The sequence below is a fragment of the Mangrovitalea sediminis genome (genome assembly GCF_002514725.1).
GTDB lineage: Bacteria > Pseudomonadota > Gammaproteobacteria > Pseudomonadales > Oleiphilaceae > Mangrovitalea > Mangrovitalea sediminis.
Genome location: NZ_NTLB01000003.1, coordinates 260,899 through 285,893, shown reverse-complemented (window position 1 = coordinate 285,893; position 24,995 = coordinate 260,899). Strand labels below are relative to the sequence as shown.

General features: G+C 46.5%; 25 protein-coding genes and 1 tRNA gene. 3 read left to right on the top strand and 23 right to left on the bottom strand.

What is annotated here, in order from left to right:
• Window positions 1-38 precede the first annotated feature (38 nt).
• The 3 genes from CLR77_RS20440 to CLR77_RS08260 form a co-directional block, all read right to left on the bottom strand.
• The gene (locus CLR77_RS20440; protein WP_264754684.1) at window positions 39-164 is read right to left on the bottom strand and encodes a hypothetical protein; all 126 of its coding nucleotides are present in this window, start codon (window positions 162-164) and stop codon (window positions 39-41) included.
• Between the two features lie 141 nt (window positions 165-305).
• The gene (locus tag CLR77_RS08265; RefSeq protein WP_143269383.1) at window positions 306-1,463 is read right to left on the bottom strand and encodes a hypothetical protein; all 1,158 of its coding nucleotides are present in this window, start codon (window positions 1,461-1,463) and stop codon (window positions 306-308) included.
• A gap of 414 nt (window positions 1,464-1,877) precedes the next feature.
• On the bottom strand, window positions 1,878-2,765 hold the full coding sequence (locus tag CLR77_RS08260) for a glycosyltransferase family 9 protein (protein ID WP_097460155.1): 888 nt from the start codon (window positions 2,763-2,765) through the stop codon (window positions 1,878-1,880).
• Between the two features lie 274 nt (window positions 2,766-3,039).
• On the opposite strand from CLR77_RS08260, the gene CLR77_RS08255 reads away from it, so the two are divergent.
• Complete coding sequence (locus CLR77_RS08255; RefSeq protein WP_097460154.1) at window positions 3,040-3,369, top strand: hypothetical protein; 330 nt, start codon at window positions 3,040-3,042, stop codon at window positions 3,367-3,369.
• 234 nt (window positions 3,370-3,603) lie between these two features.
• Here the strand turns inward: CLR77_RS08255 and CLR77_RS08250 are convergent, their stop codons facing one another.
• The 20 genes from CLR77_RS08250 to CLR77_RS08160 form a co-directional block, all read right to left on the bottom strand.
• Window positions 3,604-4,506, bottom strand: coding sequence for a glycosyltransferase family 2 protein (locus CLR77_RS08250; protein WP_097460153.1), 903 nt, complete (start codon window positions 4,504-4,506; stop codon window positions 3,604-3,606).
• An 11-nt stretch (window positions 4,507-4,517) separates the two neighbouring features.
• Window positions 4,518-4,988, bottom strand: a complete 471-nt coding sequence (locus tag CLR77_RS08245; protein ID WP_097460152.1) for a GDP-mannose mannosyl hydrolase — start codon at window positions 4,986-4,988, stop codon at window positions 4,518-4,520.
• Window positions 4,981-5,946: a GDP-L-fucose synthase gene (fcl, locus tag CLR77_RS08240; protein WP_097460151.1), complete on the bottom strand. Its 966-nt coding sequence runs from the start codon at window positions 5,944-5,946 to the stop codon at window positions 4,981-4,983. The genes CLR77_RS08245 and fcl overlap by 8 nt, the downstream gene beginning before the upstream one ends.
• A 6-nt stretch (window positions 5,947-5,952) precedes the next feature.
• A complete protein-coding gene (gene gmd / locus CLR77_RS08235; protein ID WP_097460150.1) occupies window positions 5,953-7,071 on the bottom strand; it encodes a GDP-mannose 4,6-dehydratase in 1,119 nt (372 codons plus the stop codon).
• The gene (locus tag CLR77_RS08230; protein ID WP_097460149.1) at window positions 7,068-8,033 is read right to left on the bottom strand and encodes a glycosyltransferase family 2 protein; all 966 of its coding nucleotides are present in this window, start codon (window positions 8,031-8,033) and stop codon (window positions 7,068-7,070) included. The genes gmd and CLR77_RS08230 overlap by 4 nt, the downstream gene beginning before the upstream one ends.
• On the bottom strand, window positions 8,034-9,308 hold the full coding sequence (locus CLR77_RS08225) for an oligosaccharide flippase family protein (RefSeq protein ID WP_143269382.1): 1,275 nt from the start codon (window positions 9,306-9,308) through the stop codon (window positions 8,034-8,036).
• A 32-nt stretch (window positions 9,309-9,340) separates the two neighbouring features.
• Window positions 9,341-10,360: a GDP-mannose 4,6-dehydratase gene (locus CLR77_RS08220; RefSeq protein ID WP_097460147.1), complete on the bottom strand. Its 1,020-nt coding sequence runs from the start codon at window positions 10,358-10,360 to the stop codon at window positions 9,341-9,343.
• Window positions 10,357-11,232, bottom strand: coding sequence for an NAD-dependent epimerase/dehydratase family protein (locus tag CLR77_RS08215; RefSeq protein ID WP_097460146.1), 876 nt, complete (start codon window positions 11,230-11,232; stop codon window positions 10,357-10,359). The genes CLR77_RS08220 and CLR77_RS08215 overlap by 4 nt, the downstream gene beginning before the upstream one ends.
• Complete coding sequence (gene rfbH / locus CLR77_RS08210) at window positions 11,232-12,545, bottom strand: lipopolysaccharide biosynthesis protein RfbH (RefSeq protein WP_097460145.1); 1,314 nt, start codon at window positions 12,543-12,545, stop codon at window positions 11,232-11,234. Before rfbH ends, CLR77_RS08215 begins: the two co-directional genes overlap by 1 nt.
• A gap of 38 nt (window positions 12,546-12,583) precedes the next feature.
• Window positions 12,584-13,651: a CDP-glucose 4,6-dehydratase gene (rfbG, locus tag CLR77_RS08205; RefSeq protein ID WP_198962727.1), complete on the bottom strand. Its 1,068-nt coding sequence runs from the start codon at window positions 13,649-13,651 to the stop codon at window positions 12,584-12,586.
• A 4-nt stretch (window positions 13,652-13,655) separates the two neighbouring features.
• Window positions 13,656-14,429: a glucose-1-phosphate cytidylyltransferase gene (rfbF, locus tag CLR77_RS08200; protein WP_097460144.1), complete on the bottom strand. Its 774-nt coding sequence runs from the start codon at window positions 14,427-14,429 to the stop codon at window positions 13,656-13,658.
• 19 nt (window positions 14,430-14,448) lie between these two features.
• A complete protein-coding gene (locus CLR77_RS08195; protein ID WP_097460143.1) occupies window positions 14,449-15,438 on the bottom strand; it encodes an FAD-binding oxidoreductase in 990 nt (329 codons plus the stop codon).
• Window positions 15,431-15,823 (bottom strand): phosphohexomutase domain-containing protein, encoded by a 393-nt coding sequence (locus tag CLR77_RS08190; protein ID WP_097460142.1) that lies wholly within the window; start codon window positions 15,821-15,823, stop codon window positions 15,431-15,433. The genes CLR77_RS08195 and CLR77_RS08190 overlap by 8 nt, the downstream gene beginning before the upstream one ends.
• Complete coding sequence (locus CLR77_RS20115; protein ID WP_158227147.1) at window positions 15,824-15,982, bottom strand: hypothetical protein; 159 nt, start codon at window positions 15,980-15,982, stop codon at window positions 15,824-15,826. It abuts the gene before it with no gap.
• Window positions 15,983-16,442: 460 nt separating this feature from the next.
• Window positions 16,443-17,216, bottom strand: a complete 774-nt coding sequence (locus CLR77_RS08185; protein ID WP_097460141.1) for a hypothetical protein — start codon at window positions 17,214-17,216, stop codon at window positions 16,443-16,445.
• Between the two features lie 354 nt (window positions 17,217-17,570).
• A tRNA-Thr gene (locus tag CLR77_RS08180) sits at window positions 17,571-17,646 on the bottom strand.
• A 35-nt stretch (window positions 17,647-17,681) separates the two neighbouring features.
• Window positions 17,682-19,238 (bottom strand): O-antigen ligase family protein, encoded by a 1,557-nt coding sequence (locus CLR77_RS08175; RefSeq protein WP_097460140.1) that lies wholly within the window; start codon window positions 19,236-19,238, stop codon window positions 17,682-17,684.
• Between the two features lie 67 nt (window positions 19,239-19,305).
• A complete protein-coding gene (locus CLR77_RS08170; RefSeq protein ID WP_158227146.1) occupies window positions 19,306-21,114 on the bottom strand; it encodes an O-antigen ligase family protein in 1,809 nt (602 codons plus the stop codon).
• A gap of 62 nt (window positions 21,115-21,176) precedes the next feature.
• Window positions 21,177-21,320, bottom strand: coding sequence for a pilin (locus CLR77_RS20560; RefSeq protein WP_097460138.1), 144 nt, complete (start codon window positions 21,318-21,320; stop codon window positions 21,177-21,179).
• Window positions 21,281-21,625, bottom strand: coding sequence for a pilin (locus CLR77_RS08160; RefSeq protein ID WP_097460137.1), 345 nt, complete (start codon window positions 21,623-21,625; stop codon window positions 21,281-21,283). The genes CLR77_RS20560 and CLR77_RS08160 overlap by 40 nt, the downstream gene beginning before the upstream one ends.
• A gap of 385 nt (window positions 21,626-22,010) precedes the next feature.
• On the opposite strand from CLR77_RS08160, the gene pilB reads away from it, so the two are divergent.
• Both pilB and CLR77_RS08150 read left to right on the top strand, forming a co-directional pair.
• Complete coding sequence (gene pilB, locus CLR77_RS08155) at window positions 22,011-23,726, top strand: type IV-A pilus assembly ATPase PilB (RefSeq protein WP_097460136.1); 1,716 nt, start codon at window positions 22,011-22,013, stop codon at window positions 23,724-23,726.
• A 2-nt stretch (window positions 23,727-23,728) separates the two neighbouring features.
• Window positions 23,729-24,949, top strand: a complete 1,221-nt coding sequence (locus CLR77_RS08150; RefSeq protein WP_097460135.1) for a type II secretion system F family protein — start codon at window positions 23,729-23,731, stop codon at window positions 24,947-24,949.
• Window positions 24,950-24,995: the final 46 nt, after the last annotated feature.

Here is a 24,995-nt window from a genome sequence, read left to right as displayed (position 1 = left end):
ACTTCATACCCCTCTGGATATAGCCGTAATCCGTTTCGTCACAAGTAGGCGCAATGCAAAAAAGTACCTAGCCTGTCTTGCTGAGCCAGAACCTCAGCATCTTTAACAGATTGCTCAAACAACTCTTTTTCAGCAATGAAATTACCCATCGCTAATACCAGCATAACCAAGCTCTACATATTGCCGACTGATTTAGCGAGGGGAAAGCACCACTGCTTCATTCTACCCCTCCTGAGCGTAATGAGCCGTTGCACAATTTACCTAGCCAAGTCTAATGGTGGATTTAGCAGGAGCTTCCTTAAGCATTATTCGTTTGCTGCCAGTATAAATGGGAACAAAGGAAACGACAGCGGTATCGCCGTTGTCATTAGCATTATGAGAGTTGAAGCTTCAAAAAAAGCCAGCCGAAAAGGCTTGATTTTTCTCGTCGAACTGAATATTGCCAAGAAGTAGAAAAATCCGATAAAACCTAGCTCATAGATTGCTGCACCTAAACCTGACATTATCTTATTCTCTGCCTCTCCCCACCAGAAAAAATTATCAAACTTTTGATCTAGTTTTTTCGTAGTATCAGAAAACCGGTGATATCCATGCGGAATAAATCCATCTTCTGCAGCTCCGTAAAACGGATAAACTACATTTCTTAACCGTTGATTAGCACTAGCATCAGCATGAATTAAAGTAATCGGTCCTTTCAAAAACAGCTTTTCGATCTTTCCAACGCGGGAATCTCTCAAATTTTGAAGGAATGGTGACAAAACACCTAAAACCAGAACAGAAATCACGAGCATGCTGACATTTTTTTTGATTTTGAAAAAATTTGACACAGCATAAAGGATAGCCATTGCTACAATCAACATTATTGACATCGAAGACTTGGCAACCAAAACCACAAAAAATATATTAATCACGATGAAGAATAACGGCTTCAATCTCAAAACTCTATAACCATATTCTTTTGCTATCAAAATAGATATAAATATTAAAAACAACCCATAATAAGTTGGCTCTGGCGCCAAGCCCGTAACTCCGCGCCCTTGAGTGGTTCTTACGTGAACCAGAAAATCAAGAACATATGGACCCAACGCCATTTGCAATACGCCCGCGAAAATCCAAACGCAATTTATCAAGTAAAGATGAGTCTTTAAGCTCTCGCCAAAATACTTCTTTTTACATATAAAGAAAGATGCTGCCGCCACAAAAACAGAAAGGTAACTAGCAACTGCTCTTGCGGTAATAAAATCGAACTTTCCGTAGGCTACAGCAACAATAATTGATAGCACCCCAGGAATAGCCAAAACATATAACCACTTCGGAATACCAAAATTAATATTCAGAAAAAGAAACATTATTCCGAAAATAATATAGTACGGCTGAATATCCATATTCAAAATACCAAATCCAACCCACGGGAAAAAGCTAAAATAAACAAATAATATAGCTACAGTTTTATTTAAACTCATATCTTTACCACAATCGCATAAATTGAGACTCAGAAAAAGCCCGAATTTTAAGGTCTATTCTTAATTCTTAAGCTCAACAACAAGAAGGCATTTTATATTCCTAGACTTCCAAACGACACCAATATAACTATAGACTAATGCGGGCTAACTTCGTTGTTTTCAAGCAAAAACTGTAGCACTTGCTTATTATCTATAATAAGATCCAGAAAACGACATTTTTCTTCGTAAATCCCAGTCTCATGATTATCGTCAAAATCGAAAAATTAAAATCAACTGAATATTTTTCGCCCCCTATTCCTTCTATTGGAGTCACATCTGGTCAATTAGATTTAACTAGTGCAAAAAATAAATGACCAGGAACGACTTCACTCATTCTCTGATCTAAAAAGAAAAAAAAGAAGAGCCTTAAAGAGCTCATCGTTTGGCGGCACAAAGGAACTCTATAAGGCGCTCATGTAGTTCTACTCGCCGATTGAACACCCCCCAGTGCTCACTTTTGAAAGCATGTGCAGGGAGCCAATAGCAATTCGGCACAGGCGACACTACGAATGAAGGTATATTGCAATACTCACCCAAGTGGGCAGGTAGACTATCGGCAGAAACCACCCCTGAATATGTTGATAGTGCCGCCGCCAAAGCGTCAAAACGGCGAGGAATGACCCGCGCCCGAAGGCCTTCAGGGTTGGCAACGTCCTCCCCTTCAAGCAATAAAAGTTCGACTTCAAAACCTTTCCTGCTGCACGCATCAGCCAGTTCTACGACGAGATCCCAAGGAATATTTTTCGCCGAGACCCGACTGAAGGGGCACAATGCAATACGCGATGACTGTATGGTTTTGTGGTGTTTAGGTAAACATCCAATAGCACCAAATTGCTGATTGATAAACTGCTCATGAGCAACATAAACATTCGATGCCTTGGGAAGGATCAGAGACGAGCGCCGGCCAACTATAAAGTGTTCACGTAATCGAGCACTTGGCATAACGAAGGTAGCCTGTGGGGCAGCTTTGGCCAAGGATCGCCGGAGCGACAGAGCGCTGCGCGCACCTGCAAACAAACCACGCTTTTTGAGATCAAAAAGTGCTGGCAATCGGCGATCGATCAGATCTAGCACCTCTACATCGCATACGGGCGCGAGAGCATTCACCAATTCGACTAAATGGGGAGCAACGACGATTTTGCAGCGCGCCAGCGACTCCTGCGGCAGGTTGCGTAATATTGTCGCTGTTACAGTAAGATCACCGAAGGCCTTAACCTGGACGAAAGCAAAATGCATAGCTGGCTTAATGATTTCTTTCATCATGCAACTGAAGATTAAACCAATCCCGAACGCCTACCCAATCCATTTGGAAGACATTTTTCGATAGAAGCAACGCTCGTATCAACCTTGTTGCCATGACGTAGAGGAGAGCAAATGATTTTTTTGAGTCCATGAAGATCTTTCCGGATAAGCTAAATGCGTTTACGATCCGGAAAGTACACCGTAAACGGCGAGCACACTCTAACCGTCGGCATGCTAACCTTCTGAAGAACAGTTACGTTAGTTCAAAGCGTATGCGCACACCGCGGTGGTGCATATGCCAGACGAAGTCCGTATCGTCGCACTAGACAAAATAGCGCTCGCGCATCACGCCGACTTCGTCGAAGATGCTTCGGTTCAACAACATAACGCAAGCCGGCAAATAGTCAACACACTCCTGATTTTAAGGGTCCTGACGATCTGTGACTCGCTGTATCATGATTTGCTTCATGTCGTTCTCCGTTTACCTCATTGTAGGCCGGAGAACCCTAATTTCGTATTCGCCAATTTCAGGGATGGTTACAAAAAGGGGGGGGATCTGCGCTCCGATCGCACTGCTCTGGCTTTGGCGTTTGCCATGACCTCTATCGAGGCTTGGCTCTTCTGAAGAGACAGGCCCGTTAGCTCCGTTCTCGATATCACCCCTGCATACTCGCTTGGAGGCTTACATTTCCCGAATACCGAAATCCGATCAACAAACGATTACTTCTTAGCCACAGTTAGCGGGCAGACTCGAACATGTTCTGAAAATGACCAGAGTAGCTTCGCGAAGCAGTTCAGTCTGAATCGACCAAGGCCATGCCGACTATATTAGAAATGCAGCCACTAATTCAGCCCTAAATTATTTTCGAAGGTATTTTTTTACACCGCCCTTTAACATCTCACCAATAATTCTAAAAATATAAAATAAATTAACAACTGTTTTTTTGTCAACAACAATCCACCATTCCAATATAGAATCAATCCTCCTCACATCAGAAACGCCACCTGAGCTAATTTTAGAAATAACACAAGCCACATGACGCATTAACGAACCATTCCTACTTGATTCATAGAAAAATTCGAAATCCGCTGCCATTTTTTTACAGATATTGAACTTGTTTTTTTTATGTTGATTTAGATTCACCAGCACAGACTGATGGCAAAACTGACTTCCTTTCCATAGCTTCTCAATCCTACCAGCTTTAACGATTTTAGTTTTGTTAGGGTATCTAACTTCATGATCACCATATATTACATCAGCACCACTGACCACTGCCGAATTTCTGAAAATTTTACACAAAATATCAATATCAAAAAAATAATCTCCGGCGTTCATAAAATTGATCCATTGCCCGCTCCCAAGATCAATCCCTTTATTCATCGCATCATAAATCCCTTTATCCGGCTCACTCACCCAATAGTCGATGGCATGCTCATATTTCCTGACAATATCGAGAGTGCCATCAGTGGACCCTCCATCAACAATGATGTACTCCACATTGTCATAGCGCTGTTCGATCACACTTTTGATCGTGCCTTCCAGGCAATCAGCGCCATTGTAAACCACGGTCACAACAGTGATCAGCGGCTTTTCATTTAAACTCACTTTGAACTGCCCTTGCAGCCGCAGACCGCCTTCGGCAATCTTGCCATCATGATCCGGGATCTTCTGCAAAGTTGTCAGCCCAGCTTGCGAGGTATCAAAACAAGCTGGCTTTTCGGGCGTTAGGTGGCGGGTGGTGGAGTAGTCGGGGGTTTTCATAAGAAGGTTATTCAAAGCGTCCCATAAAAATAATCAAGGGTATGACGGTGGACATCATACTGCTCAAGGTGTTCGGGTTTGACCAAGAGCATATTTTCATGCTGGTTTACATCCAGCTGAATAAAATCGGAATGCAAACGCACCTTATAAGCCATCACAATATAGTGAGTGGATACTTGCAACCCAAAAATCGAATCCCGATAAAAATGCTCATACACCCCTTTGAACTCAGCAGAGGTCCTTTCCAACTCAACACCCAGTTCCGTGCCTGTAAGGCGCTTAAAGGCAATATCCAAGGACTCGTTTTTCCGAACACGCCCGCCAGGCACAAACCAATTTCCCTGAGCCGGGCGATTCTTACGTCGCCCCAGCAGATACTCACCCCGCTCATTCTCAACCAAGAAGTCGATAGAGACCAGAGGCGTCGACGACACCACAGTTTTAAAAGTGGCGGCATCCAGCCAAGCTGATCGTTCAGCCACGCAGTTGCTCCTTGTGGGCGAGAAACCAATGGTAGGTTTGCCGCAAACCAGCTTCCAGCGTAATGCTAGCCTTCCACCCTAGTGATTTCAGGCGCGATACATCCATCAGTTTGCGGGGAGCGCCATCAGGTTTACTGGCGTCAAACACCAACTCACCCTCAAAACCAACGACGCGTTGCATGGCTTCAGCCAGTTCGCGAATGGTGCAGTCCAACCCGGTACCCACGTTGATATGAGACAACATCGGCTGCGTGTTGGCCTCGTAGGTTGTCACGTCCAAATTCATTACATGCACGCTGGCAGCGGCCATGTCATCCACATGCAGAAACTCGCGCCTGGGTTTGCCGCTACCCCAGACCACGACCTGATCCGCACAAACCATCCTGGCGTCATGGAAGCGCTGCATCATGGCAGGAATGACATGGCTATTTTCAGGATGGAAATTGTCATTCGGACCGTAAAGGTTGGTTGGCATGACACTGCGATAGTCTCTTCCATACTGACGGTTATAACTTTCACAGAGCTTGATGCCAGCAATCTTGGCGATGGCATAGGGCTCGTTGGTGGGTTCCAGCGCACCAGTCAGCAGCGCCGTTTCGGTCATCGGTTGCTCAGCCAGTTTGGGGTAAATGCAAGATGAACCCAAGAATAGCAAGCGCTGGACATCAGCCTGATGCGCCGAATGAATGATGTTGGCTTCGATCATCAGGTTTTCGTAGATAAACTCTGCCGGATAGGTATTATTAGCATAAATGCCACCCACTTTGGCAGCAGCCAAATAAACCTGATCGATCTGTTCCTGCTGGAAAAACTGCTGAACGGCGGTCTGATCCAGTAGATTCAGCTCGGCGCGACTACGAGTGACAAGCTCCACATCTGACTGGTCCTGAAGCTGGCGCAATAACGCAGAGCCCACCATGCCGTTATGGCCAGCAATAAAGATTCTTTGTTTTTCCATCGCTGATCAATTCTCTACTGATACCGGAATTTCATAACCGTGTTTTTTCAGCAGAGCATGGCGCTCTGCTGTTTTCAAATCTTCAGCTACCATTTCTGCACACATTTCCTGCACAGTGATCTCCGGCACCCAGCCTAATTTTTCTTTCGCCTTGCCTGGATCACCCAGCAAAGTTTCTACTTCGGCCGGGCGAAAATAACGAGGATCCACGCGAACAATAACATCACCTACCTTCAATGCCGGTGCCTTGTCGCCCTCAATGGCCTCGATGACCGCGACCTCGTCAACGCCCTCACCTACAAAGCGCAGTGTGATGCCCAGTTCTTTGGCAGACCATACAATGAACTGACGCACGGAATACTGCACACCCGTGGCTATGACAAAATCTTCCGGTTGTTCCTGTTGCAGCATCATCCACTGCATGCGTACGTAGTCCTTGGCATGTCCCCAATCCCGCAGCGCGTCCAGATTACCCATGTAAAGACAACTCTCCGAGCCTTGAGCAATGTTGGCTAGGCCACGTGTGATTTTGCGAGTGACAAAGGTCTCTCCGCGGCGCGGGGATTCATGGTTAAACAGAATACCGTTGCAGGCATACATGCCATAGGCCTCACGGTAATTGACAGTGATCCAGTAGGCATAAAGCTTGGCCACCGCATAGGGTGAACGCGGGTAAAAGGGTGTGGTTTCCTTCTGGGGGGTTTCCTGGACCAGACCATACAACTCGGAAGTGGAAGCCTGATAGAACCTGGTCTTCTTCTCAAGCCCGAGAAAACGGATCGCTTCAAGCAACCTCAATGTCCCCATAGCATCAACATCTGCAGTATATTCTGGTGACTCAAAGCTCACAGCCACATGGGACTGCGCACCTAGGTTATATACTTCGTCAGGCTGAACTTCCTGCAGGATGCGGGTGAGGTTGGAGGAATCAGTCAAATCACCGTAGTGCAGCACAAAATTCTGCTGCGCAACGTGTGGATCCTGATAGATGTGGTCCACCCGCTGGGTGTTGAACAGAGAGGCACGGCGCTTGATGCCATGTACCTGATAACCTTTCTCCAGCAAGAACTCAGCAAGGTAGGAACCATCCTGGCCGGTGACACCGGTGATGAGGGCTTTTTTCATTTTTTTCCTTCCAGCATACGGAATATTTTTCTGGCTACTCGGACAGGCATCCAAACCAACCGTTTAATCAGGGATAAAGCAAAAAAATTGTAATTAATTTTTACATCGTCACAAAAGAAGTCACTGAGGTCATTTATACCAAAAGAGCTGTGCGACGGATATTTCTTGAGCAAGAACCAAGCATTAGCCGCAACCTGATCAATCATGTCATTTTTGAAACGTTCAGCAAAATAAGCCCTTACCAACATATAGTGCAACGGGAGCTTACCATCGACAGATGATATAGTGATTGAACCCGGATGCGCTCTAAAAAACGAAAGAGCCTCTGCCACAAAGCCAAATTTTTTGTAATCCTTTGCAGTTAACAGGAAAAGAAGCAGGTCATTGCCAATGGCATGCATGGAAAAATCACTATTAACTCTATTTTCTATATCGACTAAAAGATTTTTTTTCAAATCATCTAAGCGAAAAACAGCACATCCAGGCGAAACAGGTACATTATTATCAATCAGCGCCCTAGTTATATATTCAGAAGATTTTCTTAATCCTGTATTTCCAATAAAGTAGCAAGCGTCACCATCTTCTGGACTATCCGTAAAAATCTTCACTCCAGAGTATACAAAAGCCGTTTCTTCATCAAACAGCGGCAAACACTTCGCAAGGTAGTTTGGTGAAATGAGATCATCAGACCACAAAATTTTCCCATAAAAACCGCTGGCCTTCTCAATACATCGCTTCCAATTTTTTACGGGCCCTATATTGGTTTCATTTCGAAAAGCTTTGACACGACTATCTTTAGCGGCAAAATCCAGAATCACTCGCCAAGTATCATCCTGGCTAGCATTATCAACAACTATCAATTCAATATTTTTATACGTCTGAGATAGTGCAGAATGTAGTGTTTCAGCAATAAAATGCTCACGATTGTATACAGGCACCAATATTGATACAAGATTATCCATTTACAACCTATGCCTTATAATATTTAAAACCTGGACAGGTCCAACCAAACCAAAAATTGATAGACTTAGCGTCGTCGCTAACACAACGCCTCCAAGCCCAAGCCCCAAATAAGAAACAAAGTATATTGACATGGGAACATTAATTATCGCAGCAACAACCGAAGTTACAATCTGCAAATTTATTTCATTAACTGCATTCACAAAATAAGCAAAAACATTACTCCAAACAGAAACACCCACAAACCCCCAAAAAAACAAATAAAGCGAATTACTAACCTCTAAATTCTTTCCAACCCAAACCCTTACGATAAATGGCCCTATAAACGCCATAAAACCAGCACCCAAGAAAATAAAAAAAGCTATCTTTATCTGCTTTTTTAACGCATCTCTTATCCAGACAAAATCGCCCTGAGCATAAGCATTGGAATATGCAGACCAAATAGGTAAGAGTATCAAACTATGAAAAATAGTGAAAACACTAAAAAGTTTAAAGACAACATCGTAAGGTGTAACCTGCTTAGGCCCAAGCAACTGAGTTATAATTATTTTATCCGTCATAAATATTAAAAGCATGGAAATCTGTATGACAAAAAACTTACCACCCAACGACAATAAAGGACTTATTTTCCTTGTATCAAAGCCCGCTATAGATGGCCTTACTTCCGCATTTGACTTAAAAATAAAAAAACTCAACGCCCCATTGGAAATCACTAGAGCCGAGCCATACACCAGAACCATTTTTATAAGGGAAGCCCCACAAAAACGGTACAGCAACGCCACAAACAACAATGCCAACCCATTCGATAAAAACTGGCCTAGCGCAACAAAAGACGACATTTGCAGGCCATGATATACCTGATTAACTAGACTCATCCAGAAGTTAAAAAAAACGAAAAAGCTCAAAATTATAACAGAATACCTCAACTCGCCTTCACTCATGGAGGCCGAGTTAAATACCTCACGCCATGATATATGAAAACTAGCAAAAGCAAAAAAAGCAAAGAAAACAAAAGATACCAAGCCTATTAATACGTAGGCCGTAGAGATATAGCTTACAACTTCCTTACCTTCATTCTTGGCAAGCCCCTCCAATATTTTATTCTTCAAACCATTACCAATACCCAAATCAAAAAGCATGACCCAATTAACAAGCGTAAGCATGGTAGACCAAACACCGAACTGCTCAACACCCAAATACTTAATCATGATGGGCATTGCTACAAAGGTTGCAAAAATAGCTCCAAATTTATAAAAAATTGAGCCTTTTAGTTGCACCTTGTAATTCTGACTTCGCGCAAGGGACTGACTCAATGGCTTGACACCCACTCAATCATTTTTTTTATTCCCTGCACTTTATTGACCTCTGGCTGCCAGCCAATGAGTTTTTGAGCCTTTGTGATATCAGCCACAAACAACCTTTGATCACTCTGCCTTGGCGGCAATTTTCGATAATTCATCTTAATATCTAACTCACTTTCCAGAAAGGCAAACAACTCCAACAATGACGAAGAGTTTTTGATTCCACCACCGATATTAAAGGCTTGCCCTTTTATTCTTTCAATATTTTCAAAAGCTTTCAGGTACAGAGAAACACAATCACTCGCATAAAGAAGATCACGCACCTGCTTACCATTACCGGATATAGTGAAGGGTTCTCCCGCAAAACCACTTTTTATTTCGATGGCTTTTTGAGTAAACCAGCCCAGCCATCCTTGATCAAAAGTTGCATACTGGCGACCTCCGAACATAGATGAATGGCGAAAAACGACTGTTTTTAAACCATAAATTCGGGCAAAATCCAGCATGTATTGATCAGCGCTCCCCTTGGATGTGCCATAAGGGGAGTGGAAGTCCAGGTTGACACTTTCATCAAAGCCATTTGGCTTATCAACACATTCATAGCGAGTAGCTGTTTCTTGATAATTGAACTGTTCCAGATCGCCGTAAACCTTATTAGTGGACGAATAAATAACGGCGCTTTCTGGTGAGTATAGACGTACGGCGTTTAGAAGATTAAAGCTTCCACCTACGTTGACCTCAAAATCCATACGTGGATCGTCTACGGAGGTTGTCATTGCAACCTGCCCAGCCAAGTGATAAATCGCATCTGGTTGGTGCACTCGAACCATTCGCTCTACATCGTTGGTGTTGCGAATGTCACCATGAATAAACTGGAATTCACCTTGTTTTTTTAACCACTCAAGGTTCTGGTAACTACCATGACGATAGAGACTGTCAAATATCACCAACTCGTGGCCGAATTTAATCAATTCGCGCGCTATATTGGACCCCAAAAAGCCGCACCCGCCGGTAACCAGATATTTCATGCAATCACCTTAAGCAATCGTGATAGTCCCTGATTTTGAGATACTGCCGAATCCCATCCCAATCCTTTTAAAGCAGCATTATTAACTTCGACCTTCATCATCTCACCATCCCTTAAAGGAATATCGCCGAAGCCTAGCAGGGTCTTGGAATTTGGGTTCAACTGTTGATAAATTTCATATAGGGTCGTAACAAACTCTCTGACACTGATGAGATTACCCGTACCGACATCAAACTCGCTGAATCTCGGTAGTTGCATCCTTTTCTCTAATGTCAGCATATAAGCTGATATCACATCATCAATGTAGATAAAATCCCGCAGCTGCTTACCTTCAGTTAGTGGAATACGCTCAACGTTTCGCTGCAGCTGATTAATTAGCCAAGGTACAAATTTTGTTTGATCGTCTCCAGGTCCATACATATGCTCCAACTTGAGATTAATCACCTGGATCTTGTCACTGCGCTGCTTGAGCCATTCGGAAAAATGCCGTTTCGATAGTGAATAAGCATTCAGATATTTTGGCAATAAAGTATCTGTATTAAAGAAGGCTTTTGTATTATAGGCGGTGGCTACATCGAGCAGCTTCAGACCAAACAACAAATTGGTTTCAACCACCTCATTTGCTGCCTGGCCGTGTCGGCCATAAGTGCATGCCGTATGAAATACAGCATCGACGTTCTTTTCCTTGAAAGCTTCGTCTAAGGGCACCAAGTCAATATCAAACGCGCGAACCTGCGCAAGCAAGTGGTTAATTCGCCATGTATCAGAGGTAGAGCGCTTGAGAATAGTTACGCTGTAGCCCCGACCTAGCAGAGCCTCCAGCAGATGGCTACCCAAAAAACCAGTCGCACCGGTCAGCAGTATGTGCTGCATCAGAAGTTCAGCCCGAAAAACTCTTCCAGCTTTTCACCCACAAAGTCGAAGTGCTCTTGCCTAAGTGAAGGCTGAACACCCAGCCAGAAGGTCTGACTCATGGTGCGGTCGGTGTTGGTCAGTTCTCCAACCACCCGATACTCCACGTTCTGGAAATAAGGCTGACGGATCAGATTGCCGGCAAAAAGCAGGCGTGTACCAATTTTGTGCTGGTCCAGATACTTGAGCAGATCTACACGCCGTACACCACTGCTTTCCTTGAGGGTAACCGGGAAGCCAAACCATGAGGGGTCACTGTTGGGGGTAGCTTCGACGACTTCCAGGTAGTCACTGAGACTAGCCAGACGCTCTTTCAGAAGGGCGAAGTTACGCTTGCGTGTGGCAACAAATTCAGGCGCACGCTCCAACTGCGCTAGGCCACAAGCAGCCTGCATATCAGTGATTTTCAGGTTATACCCCAAGTGCGCATACACATACTTGTGGTCGTAGCCTTGCGGCAGAGTACCAAACTGCTGGCCAAAACGGTTGCCACAAGTATTATCACAACCGGGAGCACAGTAGCAATCACGGCCCCAGTCTCGAAAAGATTCAGCTATCACCTTTAACGTCGGGTTGCTGGTGAATACGGCACCGCCTTCACCCATCGTGATATGGTGAGCAGGGTAGAAGCTCAGGGTAGCAATATCACCCCAGGTACCAACCATTTTGCCATCATAAGTTGCTCCCAGTGCATCACAGCAGTCTTCCACCAGCCATAGGTTGTATTTTTCACACAGAGCTTTGACTTTCGCCACGTTGAACGGGTTACCCAAGGTATGTGCAAGCATGATCGCCTTGGTTTTAGGGGTGATCGCCGCTTCAATCAGGTCTGCATCAACGTTGTGGGTTTTCATGTCCACATCAACAAAGACCGGCACCGCACCGAACTGTACAATAGGGTTAACAGTGGTTGGAAAGCCTGCAGCCACACCGATTACTTCATCACCCTTTTTGATAGCCCGTTCAGCTAGCTTGGGCGAGGTCAGGGTGCTGAAGGCGACGAGATTCGCCGATGAGCCCGAGTTGACCGTGATCAAATGCTTTACACCGATGAATTCAGACAGTTTTTGCTCGAACTCTGTGTTAAAGCGACCGGTGGTCAGCCAACCATCCAGTGATGCCTCAACCATCAACTGAAGTTCACGTGCGCCAATAACCTTGCCTGATGGCGGAATCACGGTTTCGCCGGCGGTGAAAGGTTTTGGTGCCAGGGCGGTATTGGCGTATTGTTCAACCAGTTTGCTGATTTCCTGACGGAGTGTTTCGGGTGTCATAAATTGCCTGCAATTCTAACTGTAAGTAAATCTTGTGGTCAGTGAGCCTGATATTGCGCTATCTGATCGAGAGTCTTCTGGCGAATATCACCATGCGCCAGCCAGCACTGATGCCACTCGACGACACTGTCCAGTGACTGCGCCAAAGACCAGCGTGGGTGCCATTTCAGTTTGGCGGCAGCCTTGCTGATGTCCAGCTTCAACAATTGAGCTTCGTGTGGCTGAGGGTTGGTATCCAGCTGCCAGCTAGCCCCCTCACCCCAGTGCTGAACCATATGGCTGAGTATCCACTCTACCGGTTGCACATCTTCATCACGCGGTCCAAAGTTCCAGCCTTCTGCATACGCCGCCCCTTCGTTATAGAGCTTTTCAGCCAGCTTAAGGTAACCGCTAAGCGGTTCCAGTACATGCTGCCATGGACGAGTTGCCAGAGGGTTACGGATAACCACCGGCTGTTTTTTTTCGAAAGCGCGAAGTACATCAGGGATTAGCCGGTCTTCAGCCCAGTCACCACCACCGATCACGTTACCGGCTCGGGCTGAGGCCAGCGCGGCGGTATCTGGCGAGTTAAAAAACGAGTTGCGATAGGCGGACGTCACCAGCTCCGAACAACCTTTACTGTTGCTGTAGGGGTCGTGGCCGCCCATGGGCTCATTTTCGCGATAACCCCAGGCCCATTCGCGGTTTTCATAACATTTGTCTGTCGTGACGTTGACGATGGCCTTGAGGTGGCTGCACTGACGTGCAGCTTCCAGCACATGCACCGTGCCCATGACGTTGGTGGCGTAAGTTTCGACAGGCGCCCGATAGGAAAAACGTACCAGTGGCTGTGCTGCCATATGAATCAGAATGTCGGGGTTGAATGCGATCATACTGGCACTGATAGACCCCAGATCACGGATATCTCCGATTTCTGACTCCATACTGTCTGCAACACGTGCTTGTTCAAAAAGTGCGGGGGTAGTTGGCGGTTTTAGTGCAAAGCCCTTGACCTCTGCACCCATGCTTTGCAGCCAAAGGGAAAGCCAACTGCCCTTAAAACCGGTGTGGCCTGTTAAAAATACCTTTTTGCCTTCCCAAAAGGCGGGATTGACTATTGCAGTCATCAGGTTATTCCCAGGTTTTCCAGGGAGCTTTGCCGCTTTCCCACAGTTCTTCCAATAAATTTTTATCGCGCAGGGTATCCATAGGCTGCCAGAATCCGTGATGCTCATACGCCATCAGCTCGCCATCCTCTGCCAGATTCATCAAGGGCTCCTGCTCCCATACAGTACTGTCATCAGTAAGGTAATCCAGTACCTTCGGTTTCAGCACGAAAAACCCGCCATTGATCATGACATTATCGCCCTTGGGCTTTTCCTTGAAGTTCATCACCTGCTTGTTCTGGATATCCAGTGCACCGAAACGACCCGGCGGATAGGTTGCAGCCAGAGTTGCTGCCTTACCATGTGCCTCATGAAAACGGATGCTGTCAGCAATATCAATGTCACCAACGCCGTCACCATAAGTAAAGCAGAAAGCATCTTCGTTCTTAACATAGTCAGCCACACGACGCAGACGGCCACCAGTCATGGCTTGCTCACCGGTATCCACCAGAGTTACGTTCCATGGCTCAGCACGCTTGTTGTGTACTTCCATGCTGTTGTCACGCATATTGAAGGTGACATCTGACATATGCAGAAAGTAGTTGGCAAAGTACTCCTTAATCACGTACCCCTTGTAGCCGCAGCAAATTACAAAGTCATTGATGCCGTGGGAGGAATACATTTTCATGATGTGCCATAGGATTGGCTTCCCGCCAATTTCCACCATCGGCTTGGGGCGTGTGCTGGTTTCTTCGCTCAGGCGCGTTCCCAGACCACCTGCCAAAATGACTGCTTTCATCCTTCCTCCGGATTTCGGGTCAGTTCGAGCTTACAAAAGCATCGGAGTAAAAGTGTTTTGTATTTAGACCAGCTGCCGTCAGCTGTTCATGTGCGCTACGAATCATTGCTTCAGAGCCACAGGCATATACCACCGCATCTTTCAAATCGATTCCATCAGCGATTGCAACTTGCTGCACATGCCCAGTGCGACCGTGCCAGTTCTTCCCGCGTGACAACACAGGAGTATATTTCAGTGGCAACTCAGGAAATTCCGGTTGCCAATATATATCCTGCTCTGTTCGCCCCCCCCAATATAGGTGTACTTGACGGTAAGCATTCAATTCCGGCACGACTGAAAGCTGTTCCAGAATTGCCTTGATCGGTGCGATTCCAGTCCCAGTTGCCAGGAGTAAAAGGTGTGACGCTTTTTTTTGACGTAAACAAAACGTACCCAGTGGCCCTTCCATACGGAGCAAATCATTAGGTTGAGCTTCATTGAACCAATAATGACTCATCTGTCCATTTTGGACCTTGCGGATTTGCAGGGTGATTTTGCCATCTTCACGTGGGGCGTTGGCTAACGAATAACTGCGGCGCAGGCCATCTTTTCCGATCATGTCCACATACTGGCCCGGCAGGTATTCAAGGTGACTGTTGGGCGGAGTACGCAGTGTTACTTCAATCACATCACTGGACAGAGGCTGAAGCTTGTCGATACGGCAGGGCAGCGTCCTCACCTGAATACTACCTAGCTCTCCAAGGTCTTCTAAATCCAACCGGATATCAGATGATGCAGAACGACAACAGGTCAAAATAAAGCCCTTTGCCTTTTCCTGCTCAGTCAGGGATTCTTCTGGCTTGATTGCTTCCGTTTCGCCACAGATGACTTCCGCTTTACAGACGCCACATCGACCGGTGCGACAACTGTGTTCCAATGCCACCCCATGCTGTGCTGCTGCCTCGAGGATTGTTTGATTAGCCCCGGCATCAAAAACATTGCCATTTGCAAGCGTTACTTTTTTAGGCATTAACGGACTCTAAGTCTTTCGTTACAGAGGCAAACTGCTGCGCAACTTTTGTGACATCTGCTTTGGCTTCGATGTTCAGTCTGAGCAACGGCTCAGTATTGGAACCACGTAGATTCATGTGCCAGCCACCAAATTCCAGAGGCAGCCCATCGGTTTCATCCACTTGAAGGCCCAAGGATGAGCGGCAAGTTTCTACTTGTCGAATGCAGGCTTTGACGTCCAGCACCTTGAAACTAACCTCGCCATCACAACCATAGGCCTGAGGGCGAGTGTTGACCAGCCTGCACATTGGCTTGCCCCCAAGACAAATCACCTCAGCCACCAACGGTCTGGGAATCTTGCCGCCACAGTAGGCAAAATCATAAAAATAGTGGTGAGCACTCATCTAACTGCCGTATTGCTGGCGGACATCGATGGAGGTCCAGGTCAGGTGCGGATCGTTGATGATTTTGACACAACCTATACAGGAAGGAATGTCTTCGCTGAGTTCTGCACCAAGCCGACCGCGGATGCCATAGGCGTTAAAACACGTTAGTGTCGCCATGTTATTCGTGGTCATCGGCGAGTAGTGCACAGTTTTGAGGCTCTGCGTAAAGGAAGTAACAGTTCGTCATATCATATGAGACCAGTGTTTCGTCTGCGGCTCGACCCAGCGCGGCAGTAAGTAGGTGAGCGTTCGAGCAACCTGCCACGCAGCAATTCGCCGCAGAATAGACTTTTCAAAGGCCCCTTGAAGTACAGAGCGAATTTGCCAGAAGAATCACAGGAAAGATACAGACACCTAAATCAAGTTCAGCTACTAATAATAAATAAGCAATCGAACATTATTCAAATATGGACACGAGCTCCAGATAGAAAAAATGAGCCCACCAAGATTGCTGATCTACTCTTTCGGCGAAACTCAACGAAACCTCTTGGGTCCGCCGCATCCCCCGGTAATATTTTGAGAGCATCACCCCTTTCCCGCGAGAGCCCTGCCTTTCTATGGTTTAGGAATCAGGCAATCACTCTCTGTAGCTTGCCTTGACCAACGCCGCAAATTCAGCGCCAAATCCAGCCAGCAACGCCAAAAATGCGCCTAATAGTAGCGATAAGAGAAGGACAAGTGCACGACTCAGTCCTTTCGGTTTCTGACTGGGCTGAGCCAACACCAGCACCTGCCCCCCCGCCAAGTTAGCAAGAGCTTGCTGAACGTCGTTTTTTTCGCCTATGGTGGATGCAACTACTGCCGCGCCTCCATCACCGCTGCGCCCTTGACCCAAAATTTTCAATTGCTCATCCAGCGCCTTTAATTGGGCATTAAGTGTACTTTCTTTGCGGGCCAACAACTGGCTTTGTTCTTCATCAATTTTTTTAAGCATTTTCTGGTGAAGCAACTGAACGAGCTTGATTTTTGATTTGGGCCCGATCGACCGTATAGTCACCAAAGTAGTGGAGGACGGGTTTGAGACGTCTAGCTTTATCTCGCTAGCAGGCGATTTACCCGAACCCTCCGACAACTGCTGATATACAGCAGGCTCGTAATAATCCTCAATTTTTGCAAGCAGCGCTGCAGGGACCTCAAGCGGCTGATCGCCCCCCGTTGCCATCTGGTAAACGGAGCTGAATTCAAAAGAGCGAGGAACCAGTAACACGTAGGCCAGACCAGCAAAAAAACACAGCGCCAAGATGATGAACTCGAGCTTTCTCCACTTGATCGCGATTTTGGCGAGGTCAACCAAGCTGATCTCACTCGACCCGTAGCCAGCAGCCGAAGAACTGCGATCGAACTTTTCCAAAACACACTCCTTAATATCACAAACCGCACCACCAGCGATCCAGCATGTCCACCGAAGCTGCATAACCATGCATAATCGCCAAACGAAAGCACCACGGCGTCGATGCAACGCTTATAAAGGAAGAGCAGCAAATAGCTTCCGAGGACATCTATTCCGCCAAAACTGCGAAGTTTCTTACGAAAAATCGTCAAGCTCGAGGGCAAAGGCCATTCTATTGCGTGAAAAGCCAACTAATGCACTATCTTGGATGGTCGGCATCCACACAACAAATTAAAAGTACGCTTCCGCAGCTTCATCCCTCAACAGACAGCTTTTTGCTACTTGATGGAGCGCAGGGTCACGATGTGGCAATCATGGTGCCGAAAGGCGGAATCGAACCGCCGACCTACTGATTACGAATCAGTTGCTCTACCGACTGAGCTATTTCGGCACGGAGCGCGATTATAGATGTAGGTTCCCGACGTTTCAATCTCTCGAAGAAGGCGGCATTAGTTCTGGCGGGCGCGGAAAATTGCCGTGTAGCCAGAATCGAGGCTCCACCCCTTTTCTGAGTACCGTTTGATAGAAGGGGAGATCGGCTCTCATGGCACGATAATAATCTACACACCCCCAAACCCAAAAAGCGCAAACCAGTGTTATTACCGTGAAAAACCCCGCCCGCAAAAGCCTTTTGCTCCACAAGGCTTCACCGAACCCAATTCCCTCATCAACGGCAGCATAACCACCGCATTCCCCTGCACCTTTCTGGTCTGAGACCTCAGCCCAAAACATCGCAAAAACAATCAAGCCAACAATCATAGATGCAGGGGTTATAAATACCGAAGAAACCCCAGCATGAATCATGGCGGCCACCACGCTAGCAGTTACCGAAACAAGCGAAAGCTTTTGCAAGGAAGAGCAAGCCGCCAAACCGTCCAATCTCCTTACAAGATGAGCCCCAACTCCCCCGAAAAGGATCAAAAGACCCACAACAGAAAGCCAGCCATATTCTGCAGCCCACATAAGATACATATTATGTGGATGGGCAAACCTAGCACTACTCTCATAAGCCTCTGTTAGAATGCTATGCGTGAGCCAAGACTGCCCCCCCATACCCAGCGGAAAGTGTTGCAAGGCCATATTCCAAGCCTCCAACCAAAGCGGCCCTCTCCCATCCGAGCCTAAGCCTCCGTGCGGAAAATCCGCTCCGCCGAAAAAGACATACGGCACGATTACAGAAAGCAGCAACCAAAGCAACGTCCCACCAAAAACATACTTTATTGATTCGATAAACCAAGCCTTTGCAGAGCCTTTAAATAAGATCAGAACAAAGACAGTAGAAATAAAAATTGAACACGCAGTCCCTCTTGCAACAGAAATAAATACAATCCACCACCACAGAGCCCCAGAGAAAAATATAGCACCGCGCCAGAAACGTCCTTTCCACAGGAAAGCATTGGCACCAGCCAAAGGAAGAATAGGAAGAACCCAAGTAGCAACTTGAGACCAATAACGAATATTAATAAATCCCCATGGTATAAATGATCTTATCGAACCAAAACCATCTGACACAGAATAAATATAAACCGGAATCGTTAATATCGCATAAACAATAACGCAAAACCCGACTACAAATGGAATAAAATTTCCATACCAAAAGAAATTAGCACCTTTCCGCTGGGACAGGAAAAATTTCGCCAAACCAGATACCGAAATAATATACAAAAGATACAGCCCGACCTCTATCCACGACCAACCATTAGTCGAATTAAACTGCGAAGCCAAGCAAGAAAATAAAATCACAAAAAAACCAATGAAAACAAAAAATCTAGATCTAGGCCCACCCAGCAATCTAACCCAGCCAAAAAATAAAGAACCAAAAATAGCAGAGCAAACAATTATTAAAATCAAAGAAAATCTTCTGGCAGCATAAGAACCAATACCAAACCCCAAAAATTGCCCCCAAAAAGCCTCTGCCAAGGAAAGCGAAACAACAATATAAATTAAAAAATAAATGAAAATATATCGCTTGGTATTAGACATCTAAGCTCTCAGCCACATAAAAACCATGACAAAACTCAACCCGATAGCCTACCACCAAATAAGTTCACTACATGTGCAGGCCATCAATCATTTTTTTGTCTATTTTCTCAGCATCCAAAAAGCTGATATTTCGCTCAGCCAACCCCTTGGACACACAACTGTAAATAGCGCCAATATTATTTGCATCAAGCCCATGAATCATCGTCGCTTTAGTCATTATTAGCGGTGCGGCAAAGGTATACAGCTTACTTAACTCGGTAGCGGTTACGCACGCTGCCGAAACGTCCCCCATCATAGCCTCTATTGTGAACTTTCTCATAAAAACCAAATCAAAAGGCCGCCAACTCATCATCTTATCGACCTGGCGAAGCTGGCCATTCAAATTTCCCTTTTCTGGCGAAAACATTCTATATTTTACTAGAGTCGCGTAAGGCCCTAACAACGCGTGAGAACCCATTAGGGAAAGTGCTATATAGTCATGCCGATCTTGTTTTTTTGAATACGCCACTTTAGCAATAAGGCGAGCCTGACCACCAACGTCAAACAAAAACAGCAAAAGAAAAACAAAAACAAACACTGCGACAATTCTCTTCGAGCTCTCCTTTCCACCTTGTATTTCCGAAACCCCACATATAGGAATTAACAAAACTGCCAGCAAGCCCAAAAACCATGGATACCAGAGAGGATACTCTACCATCGAGTGCAAAGCTAAAACGAGAACACCACCAATCAACCAACTATATTCCTTTTTCTTCGCATGCTTAAATATACAAATCCCTACATACAGGAAACAAGCTAGTATCGTAACAAAACCTAAGAATCCTCCTTGTACCAAGAACATTGTGAATATATTGTGAGAATTGGTCCATAGGAATTCAAACTGCCGACTGGAAGGAAGACCAAGATCTTTCTCTTCGGAAAATGCCGCATAGTTATCAGGCCCAATGCCAACCAACAATTGGGTGGGCGTCATCTGCCGCAGCGCATGAAAATCCTTCTTCAGCTCCGAGATTCTTGCCGAATCATGAAAGCCTCTAGTCATCACATTCACCTGAGCCGTGCGATCAACAACTCCAGCTCTTGCCAACTCTGTATCAAGGATAGCGCTCAGTTTTGGTACAAAAATGATAAAAACCAAAACTTGCGCAACAATAACTAGTACTGAATTCCTGTACCCCCTATCAGCCAACTTATAAAAACTCAGAAAAAGATAGTAGAAAACCAATAAAAGAAAATATAAATATAGCATCCTCGATGCAGTAAGCACCGAAGCCCAAAGAATCACAGAAATCAGTGAGAACCGGGCTATCTTCCGGTTAGATTCGTTGAAAAAATCGTAGGCTACAGCTAATAATGCCACCCAAAGGAACGTGTTACTTAAATTTGGCTGCCCTAAAATACCTTGCAACCTTATATCCGTAGCAACATGTCCCGAGATACCCAAAATGTTATCGATACCGTAATATTGAAACAGGCCAAATACGGCGTATATAAATCCGCTCAGTGCCAGGATCTTATTCAATACCCTTAAATAGCCTTCAACCCCAACTAAAGATAAAAACTGACTCAAACCAAGCACAAATATAGCGCATGAAAAGAGAACAATTACATACCACTTCCAAACTGCTGAATATGCGTAATCGGAAAAATAAATAGAAATACAGCTCGAAGCAGCAACACTCAAATAAATAAATACAGACTTAGAATAAACAAAACGGCCCAATTTGAGCAATGCCAAACACCAGGCACCCAGAACAAGAAAAAGTACTAACGCCCCTCCATCCGGTACCATTGAAGTTAGAGGCCAAGGGCGAATGACTGCTAACGATGGCAGGAAGAAATATAGCGCCAGAATAATATAGACCGTTTTCTTCATTCCACTTCCCATCCGAAAAAAAAGGGGGGCGCATAGCCCCCCTTTTTCAAAACAATCAAGCGTTAGCTTTTCGTGCAACCGTCTGGAGTGTACGAAGTCTTGTAGCCAGTCGGAACGCTAGAAATTACACAGGTCCATGTACCGGAAACATCACGATGCAGATCAACTACACTATTTGCAACCGCAGTACTAGATGTGCCTCCCATTGTCGCCTTAATAGATCACCGCTACCGTCACCAGCTGTAAAGTCAACGGTCGGGTAATCACCAGTCATCAGAGAAGACTTGCCGGCACCGACAGAGGTAGGAGTGCTCATAGATGCAGCCTGACCACTCAACAGCCCCTGCTCAACATTTGTTTTCAGATCCGACAACTCGCCATAAACCCGCGTCATCTGGCTGCGAGCAATATAATCCTGATACTGCGGAATCGCGATAGCCGCCAAAATACCGATGATCGCAACAACGATCATCAATTCGATCAAAGTGAAGCCCTGTTGGGTACGCTTCATGTTGTTTCCTCCAGTGGTTTTTTTGTCCGACCGCCTTTTGATACATTCTTCGTTCGCAACTGCTATCGAAGTCTCAATTCTTTAGGCTGCCTTGCTTTAAAGCTAGCAGGCATCATGCCAAATACAATGGAATGCGAAATTTATCCATTAAATCATAATACTACGATCATAACGCAACACAATATCTCGCAACATCATACGTACGCGCCTGCCGAGGACTGTCTCAGAGTGACAAATTTCGTCACCCCTCAAACGTCGATTTTGGTCACTCCCTCCGTGACAAGGCTCGCATCACTACCTATTGCCTTTCCAATCCCTAAGCTTAGTTCTAAACTTCCTTGCTCAGGAGCTTGATCATTCACTACGTTTTTAGGTACCCCGCCTCATGGCTACCACGAGCAAGACCAATATTGTCCTTACCGGACTCGCCCGGCGCTTTGTGGAGGACGGGCTGATTGAAGAACAGGCCGCCAAGGACGCCTTTTTCCAAGCCAACAACAACAAGATCCCGCTTATCACCTATTTGGTGCAGAACAATCTGGCCGCTAGCCGCGGACTTGCTTACTCGGCCGCAATGGAATTTGGGATCCCAGTACTCGATCTTTCGGCCTTTCTCTCTGATACAGCTCCCGAGAAGCTGGTCGATGAGAAACTGGTCCGCAAACATAATGCGCTCCCTCTCTTTAAACGGGGCAATCGCCTCTTCATTGCACTGTCAGACCCCACCAATATCCAGGCACTCGATGAAATCAAGTTTCATACTGGCCTGAGCACCGACGCCATCCTGGTTGAAGAGGGTAAACTCAAAGAAGCCATTGACCGCTATGTCGATGCCAATGACATGACAATGCAGGGGCTTGAGGACTCGGACCTCGAGGACATCGATGTCAGTGGTGGAGAAGAAGAAGACCGAGGCGCCGTCAATGTCGCCGAGACCGAAGACGCCCCTATCGTCAAATATGTCAACAAGGTTCTCCTGGACGCCATTCGGGGCGGCGCATCCGACATCCACTTTGAGCCTTATGAAAAGACCTACCGCGTCAGGTACCGGACTGACGGCATCCTCCATGAAGTGTCCAAACCGTCCATCAAGCTTGCTCCCAAGATATCGGCCCGCGTAAAGATCATGGCGCAACTGGACATCTCTGAACGAAGGATGCCCCAGGACGGCCGTATAAAGATGAAGCTGTCCAAAACCAAGGCGATCGACTTTCGCGTCAACACCCTGCCGACACTTTGGGGTGAGAAAATCGTTCTCCGGATTCTGGACCCCAGCAGCGCCAAACTGGGGATTGATGCCCTGGGTTATGAGGACGATCAGAAGCAGCTGTATATGGAAGCACTGGCACAACCTCAGGGCATGATCCTGGTAACAGGTCCAACAGGATCCGGGAAAACGGTTTCGCTCTATACCGGTTTGAATATCCTCAATACACCGGAACGCAATATCTCTACTGCCGAAGACCCAGCGGAGATAAACCTCGAGGGCATCAACCAGGTCAACGTCAACACCAAAGTGGGTCTGACCTTTGCCGAAGCCCTACGCTCCTTCCTTCGCCAGGACCCTGACGTCATCATGGTCGGTGAGATCCGTGACCTCGACACCGCATCCATCGCCATCAAGGCGGCGCAGACAGGCCACTTGGTACTCTCAACCCTCCATACCAATAGCGCCGCCGAAACACTGACGCGGATGATGAACATGGGCGTACCGGCGTTCAACATCGCCACCTCGGTCAGCCTGATCATTGCGCAGCGCCTTGCCCGTCGGCTCTGTAGCTGCAAAGAACCCTTAGATGTGCCTAAAGATGTCCTGCTTAAGGAAGGGTTCACGGAAGAACAAATTGAAACAGGCTTCACGTTGTACCACCCCAAGGGCTGTGATAAATGCAATGGAGGCTATAAAGGTCGAGTGGGCATTTATGAAGTCGTCAGGATTACCAAGGCAATGTCTTCTATGATTATGGAAGAGGCCAGCTCCATCGAACTTTCCGAACAGGCCCAAAAAGAAGGTTTCCGAACGCTTCGGCAGTCGGCATTACTCAAGGTGATGCAAGGTATGACCAGCCTTGAGGAAGCGAATCGTACGACGAAGGATTAACCATGGCAGAGAAAGCAGAAAAGCTCGTCACCTTTACCTGGGAAGGAAAGGACCGTAGAGGCAATAAGACAGCGGGAGAAATCTCCGGGTCGAATATTGCCCTTGTTAAAGCTCAATTGAGAAAGCAGGGCATCGTTCCCGGGAAAGTCCGTAAAAAGGCACAACCGCTTTTTGGGGGATCAAAAAAGGTCACGCCTTTCGATATTGCGGTATTGACCCGCCAATTGGCAACTATGATGAAAGCTGGCGTACCGCTGGTGCAATCTTTTGATATCGTACTGGACGGTTTAGAAAACGCGGGGCTTCGCGACTTGGTCGCTTCTGTTCGCACTGACGTTTCTTCTGGCACAAGCTTCGCTGGCGCCCTCCGAAAACACCCCAAATACTTTGACGACCTGTTTTGTAATCTCGTTGACTCCGGAGAGCGAGCTGGCGCACTCGAGCACATGCTGGACCGCGTCGCCACTTACATGGAAAAGACAGAAACGTTAAAGAGAAAAGTCAAAAAAGCCATGACTTACCCTGCAGCGGTTATCATCGTTGCTTTTATCGTAAGCGGCATTCTCCTGATAAAGGTTGTTCCGCAGTTCCAAGCACTTTTCAGCGGTTTTGGGGCCGATCTGCCCGTATTCACACAAATGGTGGTTAACCTTTCTAACTGGCTTCAAGCATGGTGGTATGTTGTCCTCATCGGCATTGTGATCTTCGTATTCGGGTTCAAAGAAGCTGTAAGGCGATCCCAGAAACTCGCTGACGCAATAGATCGATATCTATTAAAGTTTCCCATAGTGGGACAAATATTGGACAAATCCGCTGTTGCCAAATTCGCACGGGTTTTGTCGACGACCTTCGCATCCGGTGTGCCGCTCGTCGATGCTTTGGACTCTGTTGCTGGGGCAACCGGCAATGCTGTCTACCGCGATGCCATCAGGAAAATACGCGAAGACGTCTCCAGTGGGACGCAACTACAGGTCAGCATGAAGCAGGCTAATGTTTTCCCAGTATTGGCCGTTCAGCTAACCGCCATCGGTGAGGAGTCCGGTAATCTGGACGACATGCTGGCCAAAGTCGCGGAGCACTATGAAGCCGATGTAGACGACATGGTCGACAACCTGACGACATTGATGGAACCCATGATCATGGCCGTTCTCGGTGTTCTCGTCGGTGGCCTCATCATCGCCATGTACCTTCCCATTTTCCAGTTGGGCAAGGTGGTGCACTAAACCGCTTCAGAACATTGATGGAACCGACTGCAGAACGGCGCTCCCC

Bases quoted from the DNA above. Each gene is read 5' to 3' on its own strand.
- CLR77_RS20440 (WP_264754684.1), bottom strand. From the start codon at position 164: ATGCTGGTATTAGCGATGGGTAATTTCATTGCTGAAAAAGAGTTGTTT.
- CLR77_RS08265 (WP_143269383.1), bottom strand. From the start codon at position 1,463: ATGAGTTTAAATAAAACTGTAGCTATATTATTTGTTTATTTTAGCTTT.
- CLR77_RS08260 (WP_097460155.1), bottom strand. From the start codon at position 2,765: ATGATGAAAGAAATCATTAAGCCAGCTATGCATTTTGCTTTCGTCCAG.
- CLR77_RS08255 (WP_097460154.1), top strand. From the start codon at position 3,040: ATGCCAGACGAAGTCCGTATCGTCGCACTAGACAAAATAGCGCTCGCG.
- CLR77_RS08250 (WP_097460153.1), bottom strand. From the start codon at position 4,506: ATGAAAACCCCCGACTACTCCACCACCCGCCACCTAACGCCCGAAAAG.
- fcl (WP_097460151.1), bottom strand. From the start codon at position 5,946: ATGGAAAAACAAAGAATCTTTATTGCTGGCCATAACGGCATGGTGGGC.
- gmd (WP_097460150.1), bottom strand. From the start codon at position 7,071: ATGAAAAAAGCCCTCATCACCGGTGTCACCGGCCAGGATGGTTCCTAC.
- CLR77_RS08230 (WP_097460149.1), bottom strand. From the start codon at position 8,033: ATGGATAATCTTGTATCAATATTGGTGCCTGTATACAATCGTGAGCAT.
- CLR77_RS08220 (WP_097460147.1), bottom strand. From the start codon at position 10,360: ATGAAATATCTGGTTACCGGCGGGTGCGGCTTTTTGGGGTCCAATATA.
- CLR77_RS08215 (WP_097460146.1), bottom strand. From the start codon at position 11,232: ATGCAGCACATACTGCTGACCGGTGCGACTGGTTTTTTGGGTAGCCAT.
- rfbH (WP_097460145.1), bottom strand. From the start codon at position 12,545: ATGACACCCGAAACACTCCGTCAGGAAATCAGCAAACTGGTTGAACAA.
- rfbG (WP_198962727.1), bottom strand. From the start codon at position 13,651: ATGACTGCAATAGTCAATCCCGCCTTTTGGGAAGGCAAAAAGGTATTT.
- rfbF (WP_097460144.1), bottom strand. From the start codon at position 14,429: ATGAAAGCAGTCATTTTGGCAGGTGGTCTGGGAACGCGCCTGAGCGAA.
- CLR77_RS08195 (WP_097460143.1), bottom strand. From the start codon at position 15,438: ATGCCTAAAAAAGTAACGCTTGCAAATGGCAATGTTTTTGATGCCGGG.
- CLR77_RS08190 (WP_097460142.1), bottom strand. From the start codon at position 15,823: ATGAGTGCTCACCACTATTTTTATGATTTTGCCTACTGTGGCGGCAAG.
- CLR77_RS20115 (WP_158227147.1), bottom strand. From the start codon at position 15,982: ATGGCGACACTAACGTGTTTTAACGCCTATGGCATCCGCGGTCGGCTT.
- CLR77_RS08175 (WP_097460140.1), bottom strand. From the start codon at position 19,238: ATGTCTAATACCAAGCGATATATTTTCATTTATTTTTTAATTTATATT.
- CLR77_RS08170 (WP_158227146.1), bottom strand. From the start codon at position 21,114: ATGAAGAAAACGGTCTATATTATTCTGGCGCTATATTTCTTCCTGCCA.
- CLR77_RS20560 (WP_097460138.1), bottom strand. From the start codon at position 21,320: ATGGGAGGCACATCTAGTACTGCGGTTGCAAATAGTGTAGTTGATCTG.
- CLR77_RS08160 (WP_097460137.1), bottom strand. From the start codon at position 21,625: ATGAAGCGTACCCAACAGGGCTTCACTTTGATCGAATTGATGATCGTT.
- pilB (WP_097460136.1), top strand. From the start codon at position 22,011: ATGGCTACCACGAGCAAGACCAATATTGTCCTTACCGGACTCGCCCGG.
- CLR77_RS08150 (WP_097460135.1), top strand. From the start codon at position 23,729: ATGGCAGAGAAAGCAGAAAAGCTCGTCACCTTTACCTGGGAAGGAAAG.